Origin of the sequence: Vibrio sp. SNU_ST1, from assembly GCF_030563405.1 — a bacterium.
In the GTDB taxonomy this organism is placed as follows: Bacteria; Pseudomonadota; Gammaproteobacteria; order Enterobacterales; family Vibrionaceae; genus Vibrio.
In genome coordinates this window covers 946,824-965,780 of the sequence record NZ_CP130749.1, presented here as the reverse complement: position 1 = coordinate 965,780, position 18,957 = coordinate 946,824, and the positions used below count along the sequence as shown (strand labels likewise).

The following is an 18,957-nucleotide window of genomic DNA, read 5'->3' as shown; positions in this document are numbered from 1 at the left end:
CATATTTAGGTAGAGGTCACCATGGACCAAGAACATTACGAAGACGCTGACTACGAAGGCCAAGAGCTTGGCGAAGAAGGCGAAGAGATTGAGATCGAAGCAATTGGTATTGATGTATCGTCTCAACCAATCGAACTCTACAAAGTGTTTAAAATTGCTAACCTAGTGAGTGGTGGCGGTGAAGCTAAGCACATCATTTCTGAAGGTTATGTTGCGGTTAATGGTGAATTGGAAACTCGTAAACGTCGTAAAATGTACGATGGAGACTTCTTTGAATTCAACCAAGAATACTATGTAGTGGTGTGTGATCAGCCAGTACAAGAAGAATCAGACAAGCCGAAAAAGAAAGACGCGCCTAAAAAAGATAACAAGGCGAAGAAAGGTCAGTCTAAAAAGGATTCTAAGAAGAAAGAATCTAAGAAAAGCAAAGCAGAAATGCTAAGCGCAACGGCTGAACCAAAGAAAGAGAAAAAAGAGAAGAAGAAAGAAAACAAACCGAAAAAGAAAGCGGATACGCCTGAGCCAACACGTGACGACAAAAGCGGCCGTAATTCGATTGAGTTCTTCTAAGTTATAGTTCTAAACTGCTGCTCTAAAACGAATCTTTTAAAACTATTTGTTTGAACATCAAGCAACGTTAGACCTCGGTTTTGCGTTAAGCAGATATCAAATGGCTCACTAATTAGTGAGCCTTTTTTGTATCGCCAAATTAAACCTAAACCAATCTGGTACAAGAAAATAATTTTACATTTTACAGAGTGGGGTTCTTCAGGCTGGCGGTGTTAGCTCCTTAGTCTTCATAACTCAGATATTGAATACATAAGTCATGAAAAGCCTGCGCTTGTGGCGAGATCGTACGATCAGACAATCTGAAAATACCGATTTGACGCTGTAAAGGCGGGTCAATCAATGGAATCCATACCAAGCGGGTTTCATTGGTTGGGAAAGCCAGTTTAGGTAGCGTGGTCACGCCTATCCCGAGCTCTAGCACCGAAAACAGGGAAGTAATGTTCTCTACTGAATACAAAGCTTGTTCACTGAGCATTCGTGCGGGTGTTGGGTCAAGTAGGGTACAAGTACCGTTGCGAATGAAGGGTTGTTTTAACAAAGTTTGCCACTCGATTCCCTCTTTTTGAGAGGCGATAGGGTTGTCTTTGAGGCACACTACACCGATAGGATCTGAGAGTAAAGGTGTGAAGTCGATGCTCTCTTCTTCTAAATGGGAGCTATTTCCGAGGGCAACATCCACTTCTCCTGAGAGTAATCTTGCTTCCACACCTGCCGCATTATCATCAATCAAGCTGACTTCTACATTCGGGTACTGCTCACAAAAAGCCCCTAAAACACTAGGGATTAATTTTGCCGCTACTGATGGCACGCTCGCTATTCGAACTCTTCCTTGTTGTCCTGCCGCGGCTGCGCGTAGATCATTGTCTAATGCTTTGTAAACATTAAGAAACTGAATGATTTTTGGCAGACATATTTCCCCGAAAGGTGTCAGGGTTGATTTGTTGCCTGTTTCAAACAGTGGTTGACCAAGTATTTTTTCTAGCTCTTTTATCGACGTAGAAAGTGCCGCTTGCGAGCGATTTGCTCGGTGAGATGCCGCTCGAAATCCGCCTTCTTCGACCACTAAAACAAAATGTTTTAACTGTTGTAGCTTAATACTCATGGCACAGATCCTTCTCTAGCCCTTGCTATACCTTACTTTTAGCAAGGTGATAGGTTTTATTTATCAAATGCACAAAATTTACCGTTAGATTTATCAGTCGTCAAGGTGCAGTATTTAACCATCTTGAAACATAGTTGTTACAAAGTTGGATAAAATCGTGAACGCACAAACTAAAAAGCACCCAGTAAAAACCGAGCTTTTCGCTTCAAAAGCACCACTAGAGTGGGCAATCGTTAATAACGGCACTCTATACACAGCGCAGATTCCAATTGATGAAACTGGCGCAGTAGTAGAGGGCGGTATTGAAGCGCAAACGCGTCAGACTTTTAACAACCTTGTTCATACATTGGAGTGTGCAGGCGAATCTATGGATTCAGTGCTGCAAGTTCTGATTTACGTGACAGACCGTGAATATCTAAAAACGGTAAACAGCGTATACGGAGAATACTTCAATGCACCTTATCCAAACCGTGCTGCCGTCGTCGTTGCAGGGTTAGCAAGAGAAGAGATGCTGGTCGAGTTCGTAGTTTATGCATCGGCGTCTCAACCTGAATAATCAGACTGTGAACTAAAGCTATTTGCGGATCAAAACTCTTTTAATTTGAAGTGGTTTATTGATACAAGCGATTTGGTTCACTTTGGAAACAAAATATACATCTTATTTCAGCAATTAATTACCTGAATATTAACAGTTTATTAATTTAACCAGATGGTTGCCAGACTCAACCGCAACCTAACCGTTACAAGGACAGAATGATGACTCAATTACAGAATGTTCAAGCAGAAAACGCACTTTACATTGGCGGCGAATGGCAAGCGGGTGTAAGCACCGTTGCGAACATTAACCCATCAGATATTTCTGAAAACATCGGTAACTTCGCACAAGCAAGTGCTGACCAAGTTCAACAGGCGATTTCAGCGGCGAAGCACGCTCAACCAGAGTGGGAAAAAACGCCGATTGAACGTAAGCAAGCAGTACTTCAAGCGATAGGTGATGAGCTGATTGCACGTTGTGATGAACTCGGTACGTTGCTTTCTCGTGAAGAAGGTAAACCTTTTGCTGAAGGTCGTGGTGAAATCTACCGTGCAGGTCAGTTCTTCCAGTACTTTGCGGCTGAAGTGCTTCGTCAAATTGGCGACAACGCAGAATCAGTACGCCCTGGTGTTTCTGTAGAAGTGACTCGTGAAGCGGTGGGTGTTATCGGCATCATCTCTCCTTGGAATTTCCCGACAGCAACAGCAGCTTGGAAAATCGCTCCAGCATTGGCTTTCGGTAACAGCGTTATCTGGAAACCTGCAAACCTAACACCAGCAAGTGCAGTTGCGCTAACTGAGATTATCCACCGCCAAGGCATGCCAGCTGGCACGTTCAACCTTGTTCTAGGTAGCGGTTCTAAAGTAGGTGATGCACTGATCAACTCTAAAGAAGTGAACGGTGTGAGCTTTACTGGTTCTGTTGACACGGGTCGTAAGGTTGCCGCTGCTACAGCGCCAAACTTCGTTCGTTGCCAATTAGAGATGGGCAGTAAGAACGCACTTGTGGTTGCTGATGATGCTGATATCCAAACAGCCGTTGATGCAACTATCGCAGGTTCGTTCTCTGGCGCAGGTCAAAAATGTACAGCATCTTCTCGTCTTGTGGTTATGGATGGCATTCACGACCAATACGTTGAAGCACTGATCAAACGTATGAGCGAGCTGAAAGTCGGTCACGCACTAGAAGACGGCGTGTTCATGGGGCCTGTTGTTGACGGCAACCAACTTGAAGCAAACCTGGGTTGGGTTGAGAAAGCACGTCAAAGCGGCGGTGAGCTAGCATTTGGTGGCGAACGCCTAAGCATGAAACACGAAGGTTTCTACATGTCTCCAACGCTGTTCTTAAACACTAAGAACGATTGGGAAGTGAACCAAGAAGAAGTGTTTGCACCAATGGCAAGTGTGATTCGTGTAGCTGACTTAGAAGAGGCTATCGCGACAACCAACGATACTCGCTTTGGTCTAACGGGCGGCATCATTACTCAAAGCCTACGTACTAGCGCAATGTTCAAGCAACAAGCGCAAACAGGTTGTGTGATGGTGAACCTACCAACAGCAGGCACAGATTACCACGTACCGTTCGGTGGCCGTAAAGAGTCTAGTTTCGGTCCTCGTGAGCAAGGTCAATACGCGAAAGAGTTCTACACAGTTGTGAAGACCGCTTACCAGCGTCCTTACTAATCGGCTTTTTATTAATTAGCTCTCTATTAATTAGAACGGGATGGCTGGAGACATTAAGCCCCTAGCTATCCAACTATCGAATTGGCCTGATTCACAGAGTCAGGCCAACATCCAAACCCAACGCAACAAATGAAATTAGAGACGTGATTTAACCCATTTTTGAAAACATGTTATTTGAGCGTGTTTTCAAAACCGAGCTAGAACACTGAGCTTTCAATAGGAGTGGTTATGTACCAGCAACGGATTGTTATAGATGGATTGCAATACTGCAATTGGAACAGAGAATATTTCCAAACACTAAAGGCGAGCGGCATTACAGCAGTTCACGCTACCGCGGTTTACCACGAGACAGCTCGTGAAACCTTATCTCGCTTTGCAGAGTGGAATTTAAGATTCGAGCAAAATGCAGACATTATCATGCCAATCCATTCAATGGCTGATGTTGAAACTGCAAAAGCGACCGGCAAAGTCGGCATTTTTCTAGGTGCTCAAAACTGTTCTCCAATCGACGATGAGATTGGTCTTATCGAAGTGATGCGTAAGCAAGGTCTTCTGATCATGCAACTGACGTACAACAACCAGAGCTTATTGGCGACGGGTTGCTACGAGAAGAACGACACCGGTATTACTCGCTTTGGTAAGCAAGCGATCGAAGAGATGAACCGAGTGGGCATGATCATCGATATGTCTCACAGTGCAGAGCGCTCAACACTTGAAGCGATTGATCTTTCTTCTCGTCCTATTTGTATCAGCCACGCGAACCCAACGTTTGCTCATGATGCACTACGAAACAAATCAAACGATGTGATTAAAGCCCTAACCGCACGCGGCGGCCTAATCGGATTCAGCTTATACCCATTCCACCTACCAAATGGCAGCCAATGTACGTTGGAAGACTTCTGCCAAATGGTTGCGACTACCGCTGACATGGTTGGCGTAGAACACCTAGGTATTGGTAGTGACCTATGCTTAAACCAACCACAAGCCGTTCTTGAATGGATGAGAAATGGTCGTTGGTCTAAAGCAATGGACTACGGTGAAGGCTCTGCAAACAACTCAGGTTGGCCAGATGCGTTGCCTTGGTTCTGTGGTAGTGCGGGTATGGAAAATATTTATAACGGATTGATGCGTCATGGCTTCAGTGAGTCTGAAGCAGGGCAAGTCTTGGGAGAAAACTGGTTTAACTTCTTGAAAGATGGCCTAGAGCCTCAAAACGAGGGTTAAGTGTTTTTTCATTAGCAATCATCGAATTAGCAGCCTTCTAATAAACGTTCATTTAGACGTGCTGTTTTAACCAATTTCACTATTCAAAAGGAACAACGGTCTATTTCGCAACGCGGTAACCCAAACATGGATTAGCCTGCCCAACACAAAAAACAATAGGGCAGGTGTTAAATACACCTCTTGTAGTCATCATTAAAGTGACAGCTGCAAAGAAACCTCTGGAGTCAGAGTATGTCTGATTTAACCAATAGCGTGAAATCTTCAAACGTAAATGCGGGTCAAACAAACACAACAAGCAAAACAAACCAGTCTGAATCTACCTCAGACAAATTGGGATTATCTAATCCAGCACTTTGGTACAGCGGCGGTTTTATCGCTCTGTTCGTGGCACTTGCTCTATTTGATGGCGAGCTGTTATCAAGCCTAGTAAATACAGGCTTTGCGTGGTCTGTAAAAGTATTCGGTCCTTATTGGCAAATGCTTCTTCTTCTGACTTTTCTTATTGGTCTTGGCCTGGCGGCAGGGCGAACAGGCAAGGTTATCCTAGGCGGCATTGCGAAACCTGAAATGGATGGCTTCCGTTGGATGGCAATCATTTTCTGTACGCTACTTGCAGGCGGCGGTGTATTTTGGGCCGCAGCAGAGCCTATCGCTCACTATGTTAGCCCACCACCCTTGTATGGCGCGCAAGAAAATGCGCAGCAAGGCGCGGTGAATGCTTTATCACAATCTTTCATGCACTGGGGTTTCCTTGCATGGGCAATCGTAGGTAGCTTAACGTCTATTGTGGTTATGCACCTTCACTACGACAAAGGCTTGCCGCTTAAACCTCGTATTTTGCTTTACCCAGTTTTGGGCGAAAGAGCACTGAAAGGCCATACTGGCGCACTGATTGATGCATGTTGTATTGTTGCAGTAGCAGCGGGCACCATCGGTCCGATCGGCTTCTTAGGCTTGCAAGTCAGCTACGCTCTGAATGAACTATTTGGTATTCCAGATGGCTTCACAACTCAGTTGATTATCATCTTGTTCGCTATCGTTCTTTACACACTGTCTGCATTAAGTGGTCTTAACCGCGGAATGCAAATGCTAAGCCGTTACAACGTAATTTTGGCAATGGCATTGATGATTTATATCCTTATCTTCGGTCCAACGAACTTCATCTTCAATGGCTACATCCAAGGTGTAGGCAGCATGATTGATAACTTCATCCCAATGGCAACATACCGTGGTGACGAAGGTTGGTTGAGCTGGTGGACAGTATTCTTCTGGGGTTGGTTCTTAGGTTACGGCCCAATGATGGCAATCTTCATCGCTCGTATTTCGCGTGGTCGTAGTATTCGCCAGTTGGTATCAACCATCAGTCTTATTGCACCGTTCGTCACATGCTTTTGGTTCACAATTGTTGGCGGCTCTGGCCTTGCGTTCGAAATCGCAGACCCAGGCAGCGTAAGTAAAGCGTTTGAAGGCTTTAACTTACCAGGTGCGCTACTGGCAGTAACTCAGCAGCTACCAATGCCTATGCTTATCTCTATTCTGTTCTTGATCTTAACCACGATCTTCATCGTAACGACCGGTGACTCGATGACTTACACCATCAGTGTGGTAGTCAGTGGTGAGACAGAGCCTAACGCAATTATTCGTACTTTCTGGGGTGTGATGATGGGGGTAACTGCATTGATTCTGATTTCTCTAGGGTCAGGCGGAATCTCTGCGCTGCAATCCTTCATTGTAATCACAGCGGTACCGGTGTCCATAATCTTACTGCCGTCGCTTTGGAATGCGCCTCAAATCGCAATCAAGATGGCAAAAGAGCAGGGTTTGTAGAAGAGCCGAGTTTATAAAAGAGCAGGGTCTGTAAAGAAAAGAGCCTGTAGAGAAAACGCTTTCTAAAAATGAAAGAGAAACAAGGTATCAGCCTTTGAAAGAAGGCTGATACAAGATTCCGAAAGGAACAGCAAACCCGTACTGGTGAAGATACACCGGGCGGCACGTATTTAGGTCAATCGATCTAGTCAGGACAAATAATAAGGGGTGAGTTCGCTTGCTCCAATAACGTGAAAGCTAACCAGCACATTGTAACAACGAATGCTTCAAATGATGGCAACGATCGGTTCTGAATGGCTAGCAAAATCCTATAACTATAAGGTGGTGAGCAAAATGGATGCACATCGTTCTACCTACACTGAATCAGCATTACGTGACGCAACAGTCGTCATGGCACCGGAAAGGCTAGGTGCGATGCACCAAACACGCATCAGCTTTGTAAGAACTCTGATTCGTAAAATGGCGCAGCAAGAATGGAAAGTGACGAAACATGAGTGGCAACTAGACCCTCAAGGTTTTGGTCACGTTATCTATAAGCTAGCGACGCCAAACCATGTTTATCATTTGGTTGTTTTTTGCGATGAAATTGCAGACGACGAACGAAATGACCGTGTAATTGCTGAAAAGTGGGACGTAACGTTTGCGCTTGTTCTTGGTGATGTGGATGTCACCCTACTTGAGAGACTTCGTGCGAATGTACCGCTTCAAGAAGCAGGCCGTAACCCTAACAATGTGCTTGTTTTAGCGCGTGCCAACAAAAGCGTGCGTGTGTTTGAGCATATCGTTAGTCACTTGGCTAAAGGTGTTCAACCAACGCCAAAAGAGCTGGCTGAAGTGGGTTACATCTTGCGAACGACAGCGGTATACGGTAATGGCAAATTTGGCATTGCTGACTTTAAAATCTTAGAGAAAAATGAAGATTTTAATCAATCGTTTAGTGCGCAAATGTGTGCCGTTTATATGCTACGTGAGTTCAGTCTAGATTGGGTTCATTACCTAGCTGAGCAACAGGGCGGTGAACAAGCGATCACCTTGCACAGAGGATTACAACGTTACCTTGGTGTTGGTAATGCGACAGGTCTAGGCATGGCGCCATACCTTATTAACCACCCAAGTATTGTCGATCAATGGATGACAACCCGTGAGCATGCATTGGCTGACGTGTTGGCTAATCCTACTGATGCGGCGTTGATCGAGCCATTACGTACACTAGTTAAAAAAGCGATTTGTCATTTAGAACAAGTTGTAACCATCAATGAAAACCAGCAAGAGTTGAACAAAGCTGCTGTTGATGAGTTGAAATACGCAGAACAATCATTAGAAGCTTCTGTAAACCATTGTGAGACATGGGCGCAGTTAGTTGAACAATCTAAGCACATGAGTATGGAAGCCCAAGAAATCCTTATCTCTTGCTTGATGGAATTGTACCCAGAATTAGTAGACGCCCATCAAGAGCAAATGAATTGTAGCGAAACGCTGTCGCTTCCTAGCGGTAAAAAAATTCAAGATCTTTTGGTTGTACTAGAAGAAAAGTATCGTTGGGCAATTACGACCGACTTTACGAAAGCAGAGAATAATTACTGGTTCTGGTATCGCTCTCAAGATAAAGAAGAGCCAAGGCTCGGTGTTCGAGGCGAAGAACTAGGTGAAGAGCGTGAGTTGCCGTTAGATATCGGCCGTCAAGCTTACCGTTTGTATCATGCTTTATTGCAGTTTGCGCCAGAGCTTTCATTGGCTGAGTTCCTTGTTAAGCAGCCACAGCATCGTGCGATTGCACGCCGTGTGTGGACGCTAGGTAACAAGGCGATGGGCGACATTCAAATGAATGTGCTGCACCAAGATTCTCCACCAATGCACTTATTGCGTTGCAAGCTAGCAATGTTTGGTGCGACTAAATTTGATCCTCGCTCAGACCGTTGGGTACGAGTGACGTTTTTCCAAGGCGCGCCACTGCTTGATGAAATTCATCAGGACGAATGGGTGTTCCCAGTATTACCAAGTGAAGCTGAACTGTCTGGTTCGCAAAATATGTCTACTCACAGCACAACAACTCACACCACAACTACGAAAGGCCAACATGGAGGTAAATCGTTATGATCGTTTCTCACAATGAACTGGTAGCGGCCGTCAATAAAGCCTTTCTGGGTATGCGTCGTACATGTGGTGAAGCTGATGTAATAGCGAACATGGTGGCAGATTTACAAATGGTCGGTTTGGATGGTGTTCGTCATTTTAACAATGCGAGTAATTTTATGGGTCTTGAAGACGATTGCCCAGTAGACATTCAAGTGCGCAGCGACAACACAGTTGAAGTGGACCTGCACAAGGCGAGCTTAGCGTGTCACCTTCCAGTGGTTATCGATTACGCCATTGAAAAAATGGTCGGTAAAAAGACGCTGAAAATTGAGTTAAACAACTGCCACAACCGTTGGTTAGCGTACAGCGAGCTTGTGAAATTGGCTGCGAAAGGTATCGCATGTACTGCACGTTGGGACAATGGCTCAAACCCTAAGAGCACTTTGTATGTCCTTAACCGTGGTTGCGTTGCTCCAGAACTGTTTTTATCAGATTTGCCACTGGCATCGGACGAACATATCCACAATATGACCATCGAGCTTTCCGTCCAGGATTTCGATATCGAACGTTTGTCAGATGGCTACCGAACACATATTGAATCGGAAGCGCTTTTTAAAACTCAAGAGAAAGCGTGGAACGATGGCATTGAAGTTGATGATGGAGAGTGGGGTGCGTTGAAAGAGACCGCGACGGCTATCCTTGTTGAAAGTAGCCAACGTTCGACTCAAGGTGCAGGTGAATTAACGGCTTCGTAGTCGCTAGATTTGATAGAACGAATAGATTCGATAGATTAATGGTAAATAATCCAGTTAGTTTATCAACACAGATAAAACCAAAGAGCTTAACGTATCCTCACCTCGTTAAGCTCTTTTTATTTGTTTCCCGTTTTCATTCTTCTTCTCAATAGCCTCCCTTAAACCCTCTGTTTTGAAACAAGTTGTTACGCGTTTAAAGCTAATTTGGTGATTTAATGAAGTACCTTCACATTCAGGTTCAACAAACAGTTTCTTTTACAAGCTACTATGCGTATCTTGCTAACTAAAGGTGCCAAAGGGCGCCGATTTTATTCGTACCGATGACTTTAGAATCAGATAAAAAGGAATGAAGCGTGCAAGCTAACTTTATTGATGGAACCACCCTGTATCGTCAGCACTCTTTTGAGTTGCCACTCGATTACCAAGCAAAAGATGGACAACAGATCCAAGTCTTCGCACGTGAACTGGTTGATCTCGCTAAAGATGCGCAAGAATTACCGTGGTTGATCTACTTTCAAGGTGGTCCGGGCTTTCCTTCTCCACGTGTTAGCGGTCAATCAGGCTGGCTAAAGCGTGCATTACAAAACTACCGTGTTCTGCTTCTTGACCAGCGTGGCACAGGCAACAGCACGGTTATCAGCCATGAAACCTTGGCGCATATGTCTCCAGATCAACAAGTAGATTACTTAACGCATTTCAGAGCGGATAACATTGTTCGTGACGCTGAAGCCATTCGTGAGCAATTCGATGTTAAGCAATGGTCTACAATTGGTCAAAGCTTTGGTGGCTTCTGTACACTGAGCTATTTGTCACTGTTCCCACAGAGTTTGCAACGTTGTTACGTGACGGGCGGTATTCCTTCTATTGAACGTGAAGCTGATGATGTTTATCGTGCGACTTACAAGCGTGTAGAAGATAAAAACAGAGCCTTCTTTGCTCAGTTCCCACAAGCACAAGCCATGTGTCGTGAGATCTCTGATTATCTGCTTAACAATGATGTGAGACTGCCAAACGGTCAGGTGTTCACAGTTGAACAATTCCAGCTAATCGGTATTAACCTTGGTGGTGGTGAAGCTAACCTTCCGATGTATTTCACATTGGAGAGTGCGTTTGTTGAAGTGAACGGTAGTAAGCAGCTGAGCTACAGCTTCTTAAATCAAATGCAGCAAGAGCAGGGTTACCTAACAAATCCTATCTACGCGATTCTGCATGAGTCTATTTACTGTCAAGGCACAGCGTCTAACTGGTCTGCACACCGTGTTCGTGAGCAGTACCCACATTTCAACTACCAGTCGGGTGGTGAGTTCTGGTTTACCGGAGAAATGGTGTATCCGTGGATGTTCGACCAACTGGAAACTCTGAAGCCATTGCGTGAAGCGGCGAATCTTTTGGCTGAGAAGTCGGATTGGGGCAATTTGTACAACGCAGAACAACTGAGCAAAAATACGGTTCCGATGGCGTGTGCGGTTTATGCAGACGACATGTACGTAGAGCTGGATTACAGCCGCGAAACGCTTGCCAACATTCCAAACTCTAAAGCGTGGATCACTAATGAATATGAACACAACGGTTTGCGAGTAGACGGCGAAAGAATTGTCGATAAGTTAATGACAATGGTTGATGCGTTAGAAAACCTGCCAAAGTAATCTAGCGATTAACGTTAAGAGCTATATTCGTTAGAAGCTATATACGTTAGAAACAAGAAAACGCTGCATCCGTGCAGCGTTTTTTAATGTCATCGAACTCTGTTTTGCTCAGTATCGTATTAATAATTAACGCGAGTAAAACAGAGAGTTTAAGAACCGGGAGGGATAGTTCCTAAATTCATTAAGGTTGGATGACGATATCTTGATTTTCGGTGGTCGATAAGCTGGCGCGGTTCTGTTCGATAAGTTGAGCCGCATAAGAGGGAGTCACAGCTTGAATTTCGCCCTTGGAACGAATCGTTAATGCTTCCCACGCATGGTCTCGGTATTTGCCTGTTTGTGTATATTCAATAAGTACTCTCATGATTCTTCAATCCGATGTGTGGTTAACGTGCTACTAACATTAGCGCCATTGTTGAGGTTGCACACCTGTTAAAAATGGAACATAAGATTAACCAAATGAGAATGCGTGCAACTTGAAAAACAGACCCAACTGCACTTATCTTACTTAATCGCACCTAACTGCATTTATCGTAACCAACCGTACTTATCGTAAATAGCGTCCATAAAAAAACGCTGCACAATGGCAGCGTTAAAGTTGAGATAGGTTGAAGATTGCTTAGCTGTTTTCTAAGCCAACAATCTTGCGTGCAGACATCACGGCACTATCCAAATCGGTCAATCTGCCAGCACTTGCTGGACCAAGAACTGATGAATACAAAGCCAACTGCTTCTCAAATGATAAATCTAATTGGTTATATAGATTTTGGCGGATTTGAGCGTGTTGCTGTGGCTTTGCGCTCGACAGACCTTCCAATGTATCGTAGATGAGTGTAGTTGTATCCATATCTGTCCTCTGCTGCACCTTTATAAAATTTTGCATATTATGCACCTGGTACTGTATTTGTTCTGCGAGATTGATCGCATTGTGTGCAGCTCTGCTTAATTGTGTAATCAGTTAGTTATAATTGTGTTGTGCTTCTAAAGTCTCCTTCCGACAGAGCATATTCAAAACCTGCTATTGGCATGAAGTGTCGTACTTATTATCTGAATTAGGGCTTTATGTCAGTGTCACTTACGGAGAACAAGAAACCTACCGGGTTATGATCTCACTACTATTGAAAAATTAGATAATTTCTAGGCAAGTTAAACGAGCAATATGAACTAGACTCAGATTAGTGACTTTTTAAATGGAGTTTAAAATGAGAACTGCACTTCTGTTTATACTTTCATTATGTTCATTTTCTATTTTTGCAGCATCGGAACTTACAATATTCGATCATCTAGGACAAAAGCATCAATTAAGTCGAGAACAACTGCTATTACTTCCTCAAAAAGAAATTTCCACATCATTACCATGGGAGGATGGGAAGCTAGTCTATAGCGGTGTAACCTTGCAAACGGTGCTTGAAACCATGGATTTGCCCATGGCATCGCAGGTAACTTTTGTTGCACTAAACGACTATAAAATAGCGGTACCTCAAGAAGACTTTGAGGATTACCAGCCAATTATTGCTATCAAACAGAATGGCAAATTTATGTCGGTCAGAGATAAAGGTCCCTATTGGTTGATCTATCCGCTTTCTTCGACTCCAGATATAGATAACACAGACTTCCATGCCAAGATGATTTGGCAGATACGCGATATTCATTTGTAAGGGTTTACTATGAAAAAGCTGCTGTCATTGACTGCTATTAAAATCGCTGTGTTATCTCTGGCAGCAGTGGTACTCACCGTCAATATCTACAGTGTTACCCGCATTAACGATATCAATAAGAGCTTTTCTACCCGACAAAATGAGGCAACGTGGTTCGTTTTTCAATTGGTGAAAGAATACGCCAATTTCTTGATGGTAAGTCGTTCTGAAACTATTGATTATGATGAGTTATGGTTAGCGTACGATATTACGTGGAGCCGTTTTGACATATTGATTAATAGCACTGAGTCTTCCAATTTTATCAAGTCAGCAAACTTTAAACCGTATTTTAGTGCGGAATTTGATAAATTTAGGAGCTTGGAACCCTCAATTAAACTGGTCAGTCAAGGGTTGTTGCCCAAGGAATCGTTACAGAAAAAGGTCGATATTTGTTACCACACACTCGTCGATTTTATTAACGACAAGTTTCGATTACAAAGCCCAGTGATTGAAGAAAATACTTCAATGGTTGATAACTTGGTTACCGTTCATCGGATCAGTAGCGTTTTTCTTGTTGGCATCTTGTTGTTGACTGGGATTATTTTTTATATGGATTTTTCTATCAAAAGAAAGCTCTACTCTACGGATTTTATTACAGGGTTTCGCAATCGAATTTCGTTGATGAAATTTGTTAAGAATAGCTACTCGAAGGACAAAAACTTTGACCTCTATTTTGTCCGAATCAGAAACCTTACCGAGATTAATCAAAAATATGGCCTTGAATATGGGGACCTTGTCGTGAGCTCGGCTGCTAAGTCTTTGACCACAAAGATACCTGAAAGCACCATTTCATTCCGTACCAGTGGAAGCCAGTTCTTATTCTTCATTCCTGATCATTTATACGCGAGTGATGAAATTCAGGACAATTTTAACGACGTCCTTAGTGATTACATCTCTGCAGGTAACTTAGAATTGATGATTGACGCCGTAGTGAGGCACAAGAAGAACATAAGCTCTAAAGACATGATGGAGCTGTTGACCTCGATGCAAGGCTAAGCTTCTACAAGGTTTAGTCTCGTTCCTATACCTCCACACTGATACCTTATCTTACTGGCACTTGTATTTCTACGTTAGAAGCTTTAATGAAGCTGTGTAGTGGTCAAGTAAAACTGGCCAAGCTAAGCCCATAGCTTGTTACCCTCGCTAATATGTTGGCTTATGATCAGAGAGGGGCCTTCCTTTGTTGATTTGGGTTTGTCTGTAGGAATTGTTATTGAATCGTTCTCGGTGAGTCTGTGCTCATTGCAGAGGTTTATTTAGATGATAAAAGAGAGGCGGTTTGGTCGTGGTTATTCAGTAGTCATGCTTTTCGAAATACGACTACTATTTCTGATTAAGCACGACAATCCTTTCGTTAGATCTTGGTTCTAAAAGGGCTTGCTGATCCAGAATAGTTTGCGGATTGTGGTCACGAACAAATTCAATGAACTCAATGTAAGTGAGTGGTTGGCTGAAAAAATAACCCTGTATTAGGTCGCAGTTGGCTTTTTTAAGGTGATGATATTGTTCGAGAGACTCGACACCTTCACCAACAACGAAGGTGTCACAAGAGTGCCCTAAGTTAACCATGGATTCGACCATCTTTCGGTCAGCTTTGTCGTCGACGATATTATCGATAAAGCTTTTATCAATTTTAAGTTCATCGACAGGGTAGTGAAGAAGTTGGTTAAAAGCTGTATAGCCGGTACCGAAATCGTCAAGAGACACTTTTAAACCTAAGCTCCTGATACTCTTAATTGTCTGCACTGTAAGTTTACTGCTTTTAACGTAACTGGTTTCGGTAATTTCTATAATGATGTTGGCCGGTGGTACTTGATAACGCTCGATTACCTTTCGAATATTGTCGGCAAAGTTTCGATTGTAAAGTTCCATCGCTGATATATTTATTGATAAGCTACCAGTGTACTTGTGAATCTCTGAGAGCTCTTTATAGCTTTTTATTGCGGTACTAATGACCCACATGTCGAGTTTGGATATTAAATTGCTTTTCTCTGCAACTGGAATGAACTCATCCGGCCCTGCATTTATATCAAATAGAGCGGGACAGCGAATGAGGCACTCTGCTCCGTCAATCTGAAGTGTCTTAGCATTGAAAATAGGCATAAAGCGAAGTTCAAAGTTGTCACTCGCGCAGCACTCCAAGAGCCTTTTCTCGATAACATCATGTCTTTCAAGTGAATGAAGTAGCTCTTCGCCGTAAACAATCCGGCTATCTCCGTCACTGTGATCCTTAGCATTAATTAACATCTCATCAATACATCGGTGCCATATCTCCTCGAACTTAGGGGTATCGACGGGTAGTACACCTGTTGCAATTGAAAGCCTGAACCCATAATAATCTAGGAAAGTCGTACCTGTTAGGGTGTTGTTAATATTCTCAATCTCTTCGTTTATTGATTGGTGTTCACCCATTTCCAATATGGCAATGAATTGGTTTCCTCCAAGCCTTGCTACTGAATAGTCGCTGCAACTAAATCCGAAAGAGGATTGTTGATTCTGTAGGGTTTCTCTGAGTGTTTTGGCTAGACTAACGAGTACATTGTCGCCCACCTTGGCTCCATATAAGTCATTGATTTTACGGAAGTCGATAATATCCCAACATACTAGGTAACAGTGTGGGTTCATAGAGCTTTTTAAACGAACATCAAGATGTCGAATGAACGAGCGCCTATTGGCTAACTTGGTTAATTGATCAAATTCTGCTTCGAATTTCAATTCTGTTAGTGAATCAATATAAGCGTTCTTTAGGCCGTCTATCTCACTTTGTCCGGATGACCGTTTGAAATATCTAAGTTTAAGTCCGCCAATCGAGATTTCATGCAATAAGCCTTTGAGTGGGCGTACTAATTGGTAGCGCACTACCATGTGTACGATGAGCATAATAATGAATAGTGTCGTCAAGCTGCCAAGTAGGGTCTGCTGAGCTATGATAGATTTTTCATGATTGAATTTTTTTTCGCGAATATTAACTTGGGCGAGGAAGTGACGACTGTTCATCTCAACTTTGATTCTGTCCTTGGCTTGTTCAAAGGACTTAATAACGAACTGTGTATTCTCTATGTGTGCAGTATTCGATGATGGCTCAATCAGAAGCTGCATGTTGTCATCATCGTTGTATTTGGTGAGCAAATTAGACAACTGCTTTAATGGACCATCAGCAATCAATATAAAGCGGTTTACACTTTTACTAGCGCGCTTGTCTTGCGGGACTAGATAAGGGTCAATCGCAGTAACATAAGCGTATCTGAGCTCACCACTCACAGAGATGTAAGAGAAACCTTTATGGGGCAAGGCGTTTTGACTAATTAACGAGGTATAGATGTCAAAGACTTTCTCATAAATGTTATCGGGGATCTTTAACCCTTCGAAAGGGTCTGCTCGCAACGTAGATAGCGTTAACTGGAACTTAGGGTCAATGATATAGATGTTACGTTGACCAAATTGATTAACGTGACTTTGGTTTAAGACGCGAAGCACTCTTTTTTCCAGCAGGGACAAGGTTGTGTAGTCACCAGGGTTTTGGATATAGCGCAAGAATTGTAGTGACGAACCAATATCTTTTACAAGCAAAGATAGACCAAGTTGCTCGTACTCCGCGACCACTAGCGCTGTGTTTACATCGGATTGTACCTCGTCTAAGTACATGTGTTTCGCGTGGTTAGAGGCTAAGTTATAGGTAACCATCCCACCGATTGCAAACACGAACAATAACGTAGGAATGAGTACATAATAGAGCTTCTTTAATACTGGCATTAATTATCTCAAACTGTCGACAATACGGTTACGAATTTGAATGCTATTGGGTTCGAGTTGCTGATACAGATAACTGCGCTCTAAGACCTCTTTACTAGGGAAAAGCTCTTGATCATTTTGGTATTCTTGAGTCGTTAAGGCTTTTGCTTTTGAACTTGGAGTTGCAAACCATGAATCCATCGCGTTTTGAGCTGCGATCTCGGGTTGCGATAAGAATGACAGAATCGTTGTTGTTTGTGCAGACAACTCCCCGTTGTTAATCGCAGCAATGCACTCCAACCATAACGTGGTACCTTCCTGAGGAACGATGTAAACCCAAGATGCATCAGGGTCGGCATCATTGAGCACATAACTGTCACCAGAATAACCGTAGGCAAGGTCGATGTTAGTAAGACGTTCGGGTTGGCGAATAGAGTCGATGACGTATTCGTTGCTTTCTAGGTGAGGCTTTTGAGCTTGCAGGGTTTTATAGGCAACGCGAAGTTCCTGCTCATTATTGGTGAATGGATCAAATTGATTAGCTAACAGTGCAGTACTCACCAAATCCGTAGGTTCATAATACATACTTATGCGGCCACTGCTGTTCGTGTCTGGCTCGAGAATAGCGTTCCAAGAAGTGGGAGTGTTTACTTTGTCACTTCTATATAAGATTCCCGCAGTTCCCCAAGCGTAGGGAATACCATATTCTCCACATCCATCAACCCACCTTGAATCGATGTTACCAGCAATGGATTGTTGTAACTCACTGAGACTATGAAACAGGTTCTGCTTGGCTAACGCATTGAGCTTTACACTTTCTATAATGACGAGCTCAAATGCGCCACGACGTTCGCTTAATAGCACTTCATCTCTGATCGACTCATCAGAAAAAAACTGCTGTTTCAAAGAAATGCCGTAGGTGTCGCTTAGTTGGGTCACGACGCTATCGGATAGGAATTCATCCCAATTGTAGAGATAAATATCATTCTGTTGGCTAAACGCTGTGCCAGTTAAAAAGGATGATGACGCAAGGACTGAAACATAAAATGCTTTCACTGACGGATTCCTTTCCTACTTTGCTTAACTAAATCGTAGCCCAAATTTTGCGACATAGCTCAAATTTAGGTCTCTAATTTCACTTCAACCTAACGCAATGCATCCAAGTATGAAAATCCTATGACCTAATTGGAACTAAAAGTAAGCTTTGAGCACAAAATCACTATGTTAAATCAAGGGGATATCAACCCTTGACCGACGAACGCCTGAAGAAGTACACGAATGACTCATCGACTTCCGATTTTGCGTGACGAAAACACGGGATTTATTTGATTATTAGGTTATTAGGTTATTAGGTTATTAGGTTATTAGGTTATTAGTAAATATATATTCAACTACTTGAGCATTTTTTCGTTAGTTATGCAATAGTAGGGCATTAATTGAACGACAGGAGGTTGGTTTATGGATGCAGGTTTAGTTGGGATTTTTGTTACCGTGGCGATTGCTCACTTTTTGGCGCTATTGAGCCCCGGACCAGATTTCGTGATTGTGGTAAAGAGTGCTGTTAAAAATAAGGGAAGAAAAGCACTCGGCGTTGCATTCGGTATTGCCAGTGCCAATGCGGTTTATATTGCTTTATGTTTGGTTGGTGTCGGCTCGATCCTAGCGGCATCGGTTTCCGTCATGATTGCACTTAAGATAATTGGTGGTGTATTTCTTGTTTATCTTGCAGTTCAAGCGATAAGAGCGAAGAAATGTAATTACAGTAATATGGATGTTTCCGAAGGAGATAGCTTCAACCAAACGACTTTTCTTAAAGAATTCGTCACGGGTTTTCTATCTGGAATCCTTAATCCCAAAAACCTATTGTTCTATTTGAGCTTATTCACGGTTGTGTTGAACAATGACATTGGCTTCATGTTTAAGCTAGGCCTAGGTATTTGGATGACGGTGGTTGTCTTTATTTGGGATGCGGCGATTATCTTCCTGTTATCGACGCCTAAAGTGCGTCAAGAGTTTACACGTGTTGCTTACTATATTGATAAAGTGACAGGGGTTATGTTGGGTTTGCTTGGCTTGACCATTGTGAAATCTGCTCTGGTGCGTCAGTAGAT

The 18,957-nt window shown here is 43.1% G+C and carries 16 protein-coding genes; 11 read left to right on the top strand and 5 right to left on the bottom strand.

Going from position 1 to position 18,957, the window contains the following annotated elements; genetic code table 11:
• The first annotated feature begins 21 nt into the window (after positions 1-21).
• Positions 22-570 (top strand): RNA-binding S4 domain-containing protein, encoded by a 549-nt coding sequence (locus Q5H80_RS18645; RefSeq protein ID WP_304569580.1) that lies wholly within the window; start codon positions 22-24, stop codon positions 568-570.
• A gap of 220 nt (positions 571-790) precedes the next feature.
• Here Q5H80_RS18645 and Q5H80_RS18640 read toward each other — a convergent pair whose 3' ends face one another.
• The gene (locus Q5H80_RS18640; protein ID WP_171330088.1) at positions 791-1,672 is read right to left on the bottom strand and encodes a LysR family transcriptional regulator; all 882 of its coding nucleotides are present in this window, start codon (positions 1,670-1,672) and stop codon (positions 791-793) included.
• Between the two features lie 157 nt (positions 1,673-1,829).
• On the opposite strand from Q5H80_RS18640, the gene Q5H80_RS18635 reads away from it, so the two are divergent.
• From Q5H80_RS18635 to Q5H80_RS18605, 7 genes are all read left to right on the top strand, one after another.
• Complete coding sequence (locus Q5H80_RS18635; RefSeq protein ID WP_004730412.1) at positions 1,830-2,228, top strand: RidA family protein; 399 nt, start codon at positions 1,830-1,832, stop codon at positions 2,226-2,228.
• Positions 2,229-2,428: 200 nt separating this feature from the next.
• Positions 2,429-3,889 (top strand): aldehyde dehydrogenase family protein, encoded by a 1,461-nt coding sequence (locus tag Q5H80_RS18630; RefSeq protein ID WP_004730413.1) that lies wholly within the window; start codon positions 2,429-2,431, stop codon positions 3,887-3,889.
• Positions 3,890-4,117: 228 nt separating this feature from the next.
• On the top strand, positions 4,118-5,113 hold the full coding sequence (locus Q5H80_RS18625) for a membrane dipeptidase (protein WP_304569576.1): 996 nt from the start codon (positions 4,118-4,120) through the stop codon (positions 5,111-5,113).
• Positions 5,114-5,344: 231 nt separating this feature from the next.
• Complete coding sequence (locus Q5H80_RS18620) at positions 5,345-6,940, top strand: BCCT family transporter (RefSeq protein ID WP_304569575.1); 1,596 nt, start codon at positions 5,345-5,347, stop codon at positions 6,938-6,940.
• Between the two features lie 270 nt (positions 6,941-7,210).
• The gene (locus tag Q5H80_RS18615) at positions 7,211-9,037 is read left to right on the top strand and encodes a hypothetical protein (protein WP_304569574.1); all 1,827 of its coding nucleotides are present in this window, start codon (positions 7,211-7,213) and stop codon (positions 9,035-9,037) included.
• The gene (locus Q5H80_RS18610; protein WP_304569573.1) at positions 9,034-9,771 is read left to right on the top strand and encodes a DUF3726 domain-containing protein; all 738 of its coding nucleotides are present in this window, start codon (positions 9,034-9,036) and stop codon (positions 9,769-9,771) included. The genes Q5H80_RS18615 and Q5H80_RS18610 overlap by 4 nt, the downstream gene beginning before the upstream one ends.
• Before the next feature lie 353 nt (positions 9,772-10,124).
• Positions 10,125-11,417, top strand: coding sequence for an alpha/beta fold hydrolase (locus tag Q5H80_RS18605; RefSeq protein WP_304569572.1), 1,293 nt, complete (start codon positions 10,125-10,127; stop codon positions 11,415-11,417).
• Between the two features lie 181 nt (positions 11,418-11,598).
• Here Q5H80_RS18605 and Q5H80_RS18600 read toward each other — a convergent pair whose 3' ends face one another.
• Positions 11,599-11,781, bottom strand: a complete 183-nt coding sequence (locus Q5H80_RS18600) for a hypothetical protein (RefSeq protein ID WP_004730424.1) — start codon at positions 11,779-11,781, stop codon at positions 11,599-11,601.
• A 255-nt stretch (positions 11,782-12,036) separates the two neighbouring features.
• Positions 12,037-12,264: a PAS factor family protein gene (locus Q5H80_RS18595; RefSeq protein ID WP_004730426.1), complete on the bottom strand. Its 228-nt coding sequence runs from the start codon at positions 12,262-12,264 to the stop codon at positions 12,037-12,039.
• 355 nt (positions 12,265-12,619) lie between these two features.
• Between Q5H80_RS18595 and Q5H80_RS18590 the strand changes: the two genes are divergently transcribed.
• Both Q5H80_RS18590 and Q5H80_RS18585 read left to right on the top strand, forming a co-directional pair.
• Positions 12,620-13,075, top strand: a complete 456-nt coding sequence (locus Q5H80_RS18590) for a hypothetical protein (RefSeq protein ID WP_304569559.1) — start codon at positions 12,620-12,622, stop codon at positions 13,073-13,075.
• 9 nt (positions 13,076-13,084) lie between these two features.
• Positions 13,085-14,110, top strand: a complete 1,026-nt coding sequence (locus Q5H80_RS18585) for a diguanylate cyclase domain-containing protein (protein ID WP_304569558.1) — start codon at positions 13,085-13,087, stop codon at positions 14,108-14,110.
• Positions 14,111-14,437: 327 nt separating this feature from the next.
• Here the strand turns inward: Q5H80_RS18585 and Q5H80_RS18580 are convergent, their stop codons facing one another.
• Entirely contained in the window at positions 14,438-16,867 is a 2,430-nt protein-coding gene (locus Q5H80_RS18580; RefSeq protein WP_304569557.1) for a bifunctional diguanylate cyclase/phosphodiesterase, read from the bottom strand.
• 3 nt (positions 16,868-16,870) lie between these two features.
• Positions 16,871-17,902 (bottom strand): extracellular solute-binding protein, encoded by a 1,032-nt coding sequence (locus Q5H80_RS18575; protein WP_304569556.1) that lies wholly within the window; start codon positions 17,900-17,902, stop codon positions 16,871-16,873.
• A 402-nt stretch (positions 17,903-18,304) separates the two neighbouring features.
• Here Q5H80_RS18575 and Q5H80_RS18570 point away from each other — a divergent pair, with 402 nt between their 5' ends.
• Positions 18,305-18,955 (top strand): LysE family translocator, encoded by a 651-nt coding sequence (locus Q5H80_RS18570; RefSeq protein WP_065679404.1) that lies wholly within the window; start codon positions 18,305-18,307, stop codon positions 18,953-18,955.
• The last annotated feature ends 2 nt before the right edge of the window (positions 18,956-18,957 follow it).

Excerpts from the sequence above, each read along its gene's own strand:
- Q5H80_RS18595 (WP_004730426.1), bottom strand. The coding sequence starts at position 12,264 with ATGGATACAACTACACTCATCTACGATACATTGGAAGGTCTGTCGAGC.
- Q5H80_RS18590 (WP_304569559.1), top strand. The coding sequence starts at position 12,620 with ATGAGAACTGCACTTCTGTTTATACTTTCATTATGTTCATTTTCTATT.
- Q5H80_RS18645 (WP_304569580.1), top strand. The coding sequence starts at position 22 with ATGGACCAAGAACATTACGAAGACGCTGACTACGAAGGCCAAGAGCTT.
- Q5H80_RS18625 (WP_304569576.1), top strand. The coding sequence starts at position 4,118 with ATGTACCAGCAACGGATTGTTATAGATGGATTGCAATACTGCAATTGG.
- Q5H80_RS18600 (WP_004730424.1), bottom strand. The coding sequence starts at position 11,781 with ATGAGAGTACTTATTGAATATACACAAACAGGCAAATACCGAGACCAT.
- Q5H80_RS18640 (WP_171330088.1), bottom strand. The coding sequence starts at position 1,672 with ATGAGTATTAAGCTACAACAGTTAAAACATTTTGTTTTAGTGGTCGAA.
- Q5H80_RS18570 (WP_065679404.1), top strand. The coding sequence starts at position 18,305 with ATGGATGCAGGTTTAGTTGGGATTTTTGTTACCGTGGCGATTGCTCAC.
- Q5H80_RS18620 (WP_304569575.1), top strand. The coding sequence starts at position 5,345 with ATGTCTGATTTAACCAATAGCGTGAAATCTTCAAACGTAAATGCGGGT.
- Q5H80_RS18615 (WP_304569574.1), top strand. The coding sequence starts at position 7,211 with ATGATGGCAACGATCGGTTCTGAATGGCTAGCAAAATCCTATAACTAT.
- Q5H80_RS18610 (WP_304569573.1), top strand. The coding sequence starts at position 9,034 with ATGATCGTTTCTCACAATGAACTGGTAGCGGCCGTCAATAAAGCCTTT.
- Q5H80_RS18630 (WP_004730413.1), top strand. The coding sequence starts at position 2,429 with ATGACTCAATTACAGAATGTTCAAGCAGAAAACGCACTTTACATTGGC.
- Q5H80_RS18585 (WP_304569558.1), top strand. The coding sequence starts at position 13,085 with ATGAAAAAGCTGCTGTCATTGACTGCTATTAAAATCGCTGTGTTATCT.
- Q5H80_RS18580 (WP_304569557.1), bottom strand. The coding sequence starts at position 16,867 with ATGCCAGTATTAAAGAAGCTCTATTATGTACTCATTCCTACGTTATTG.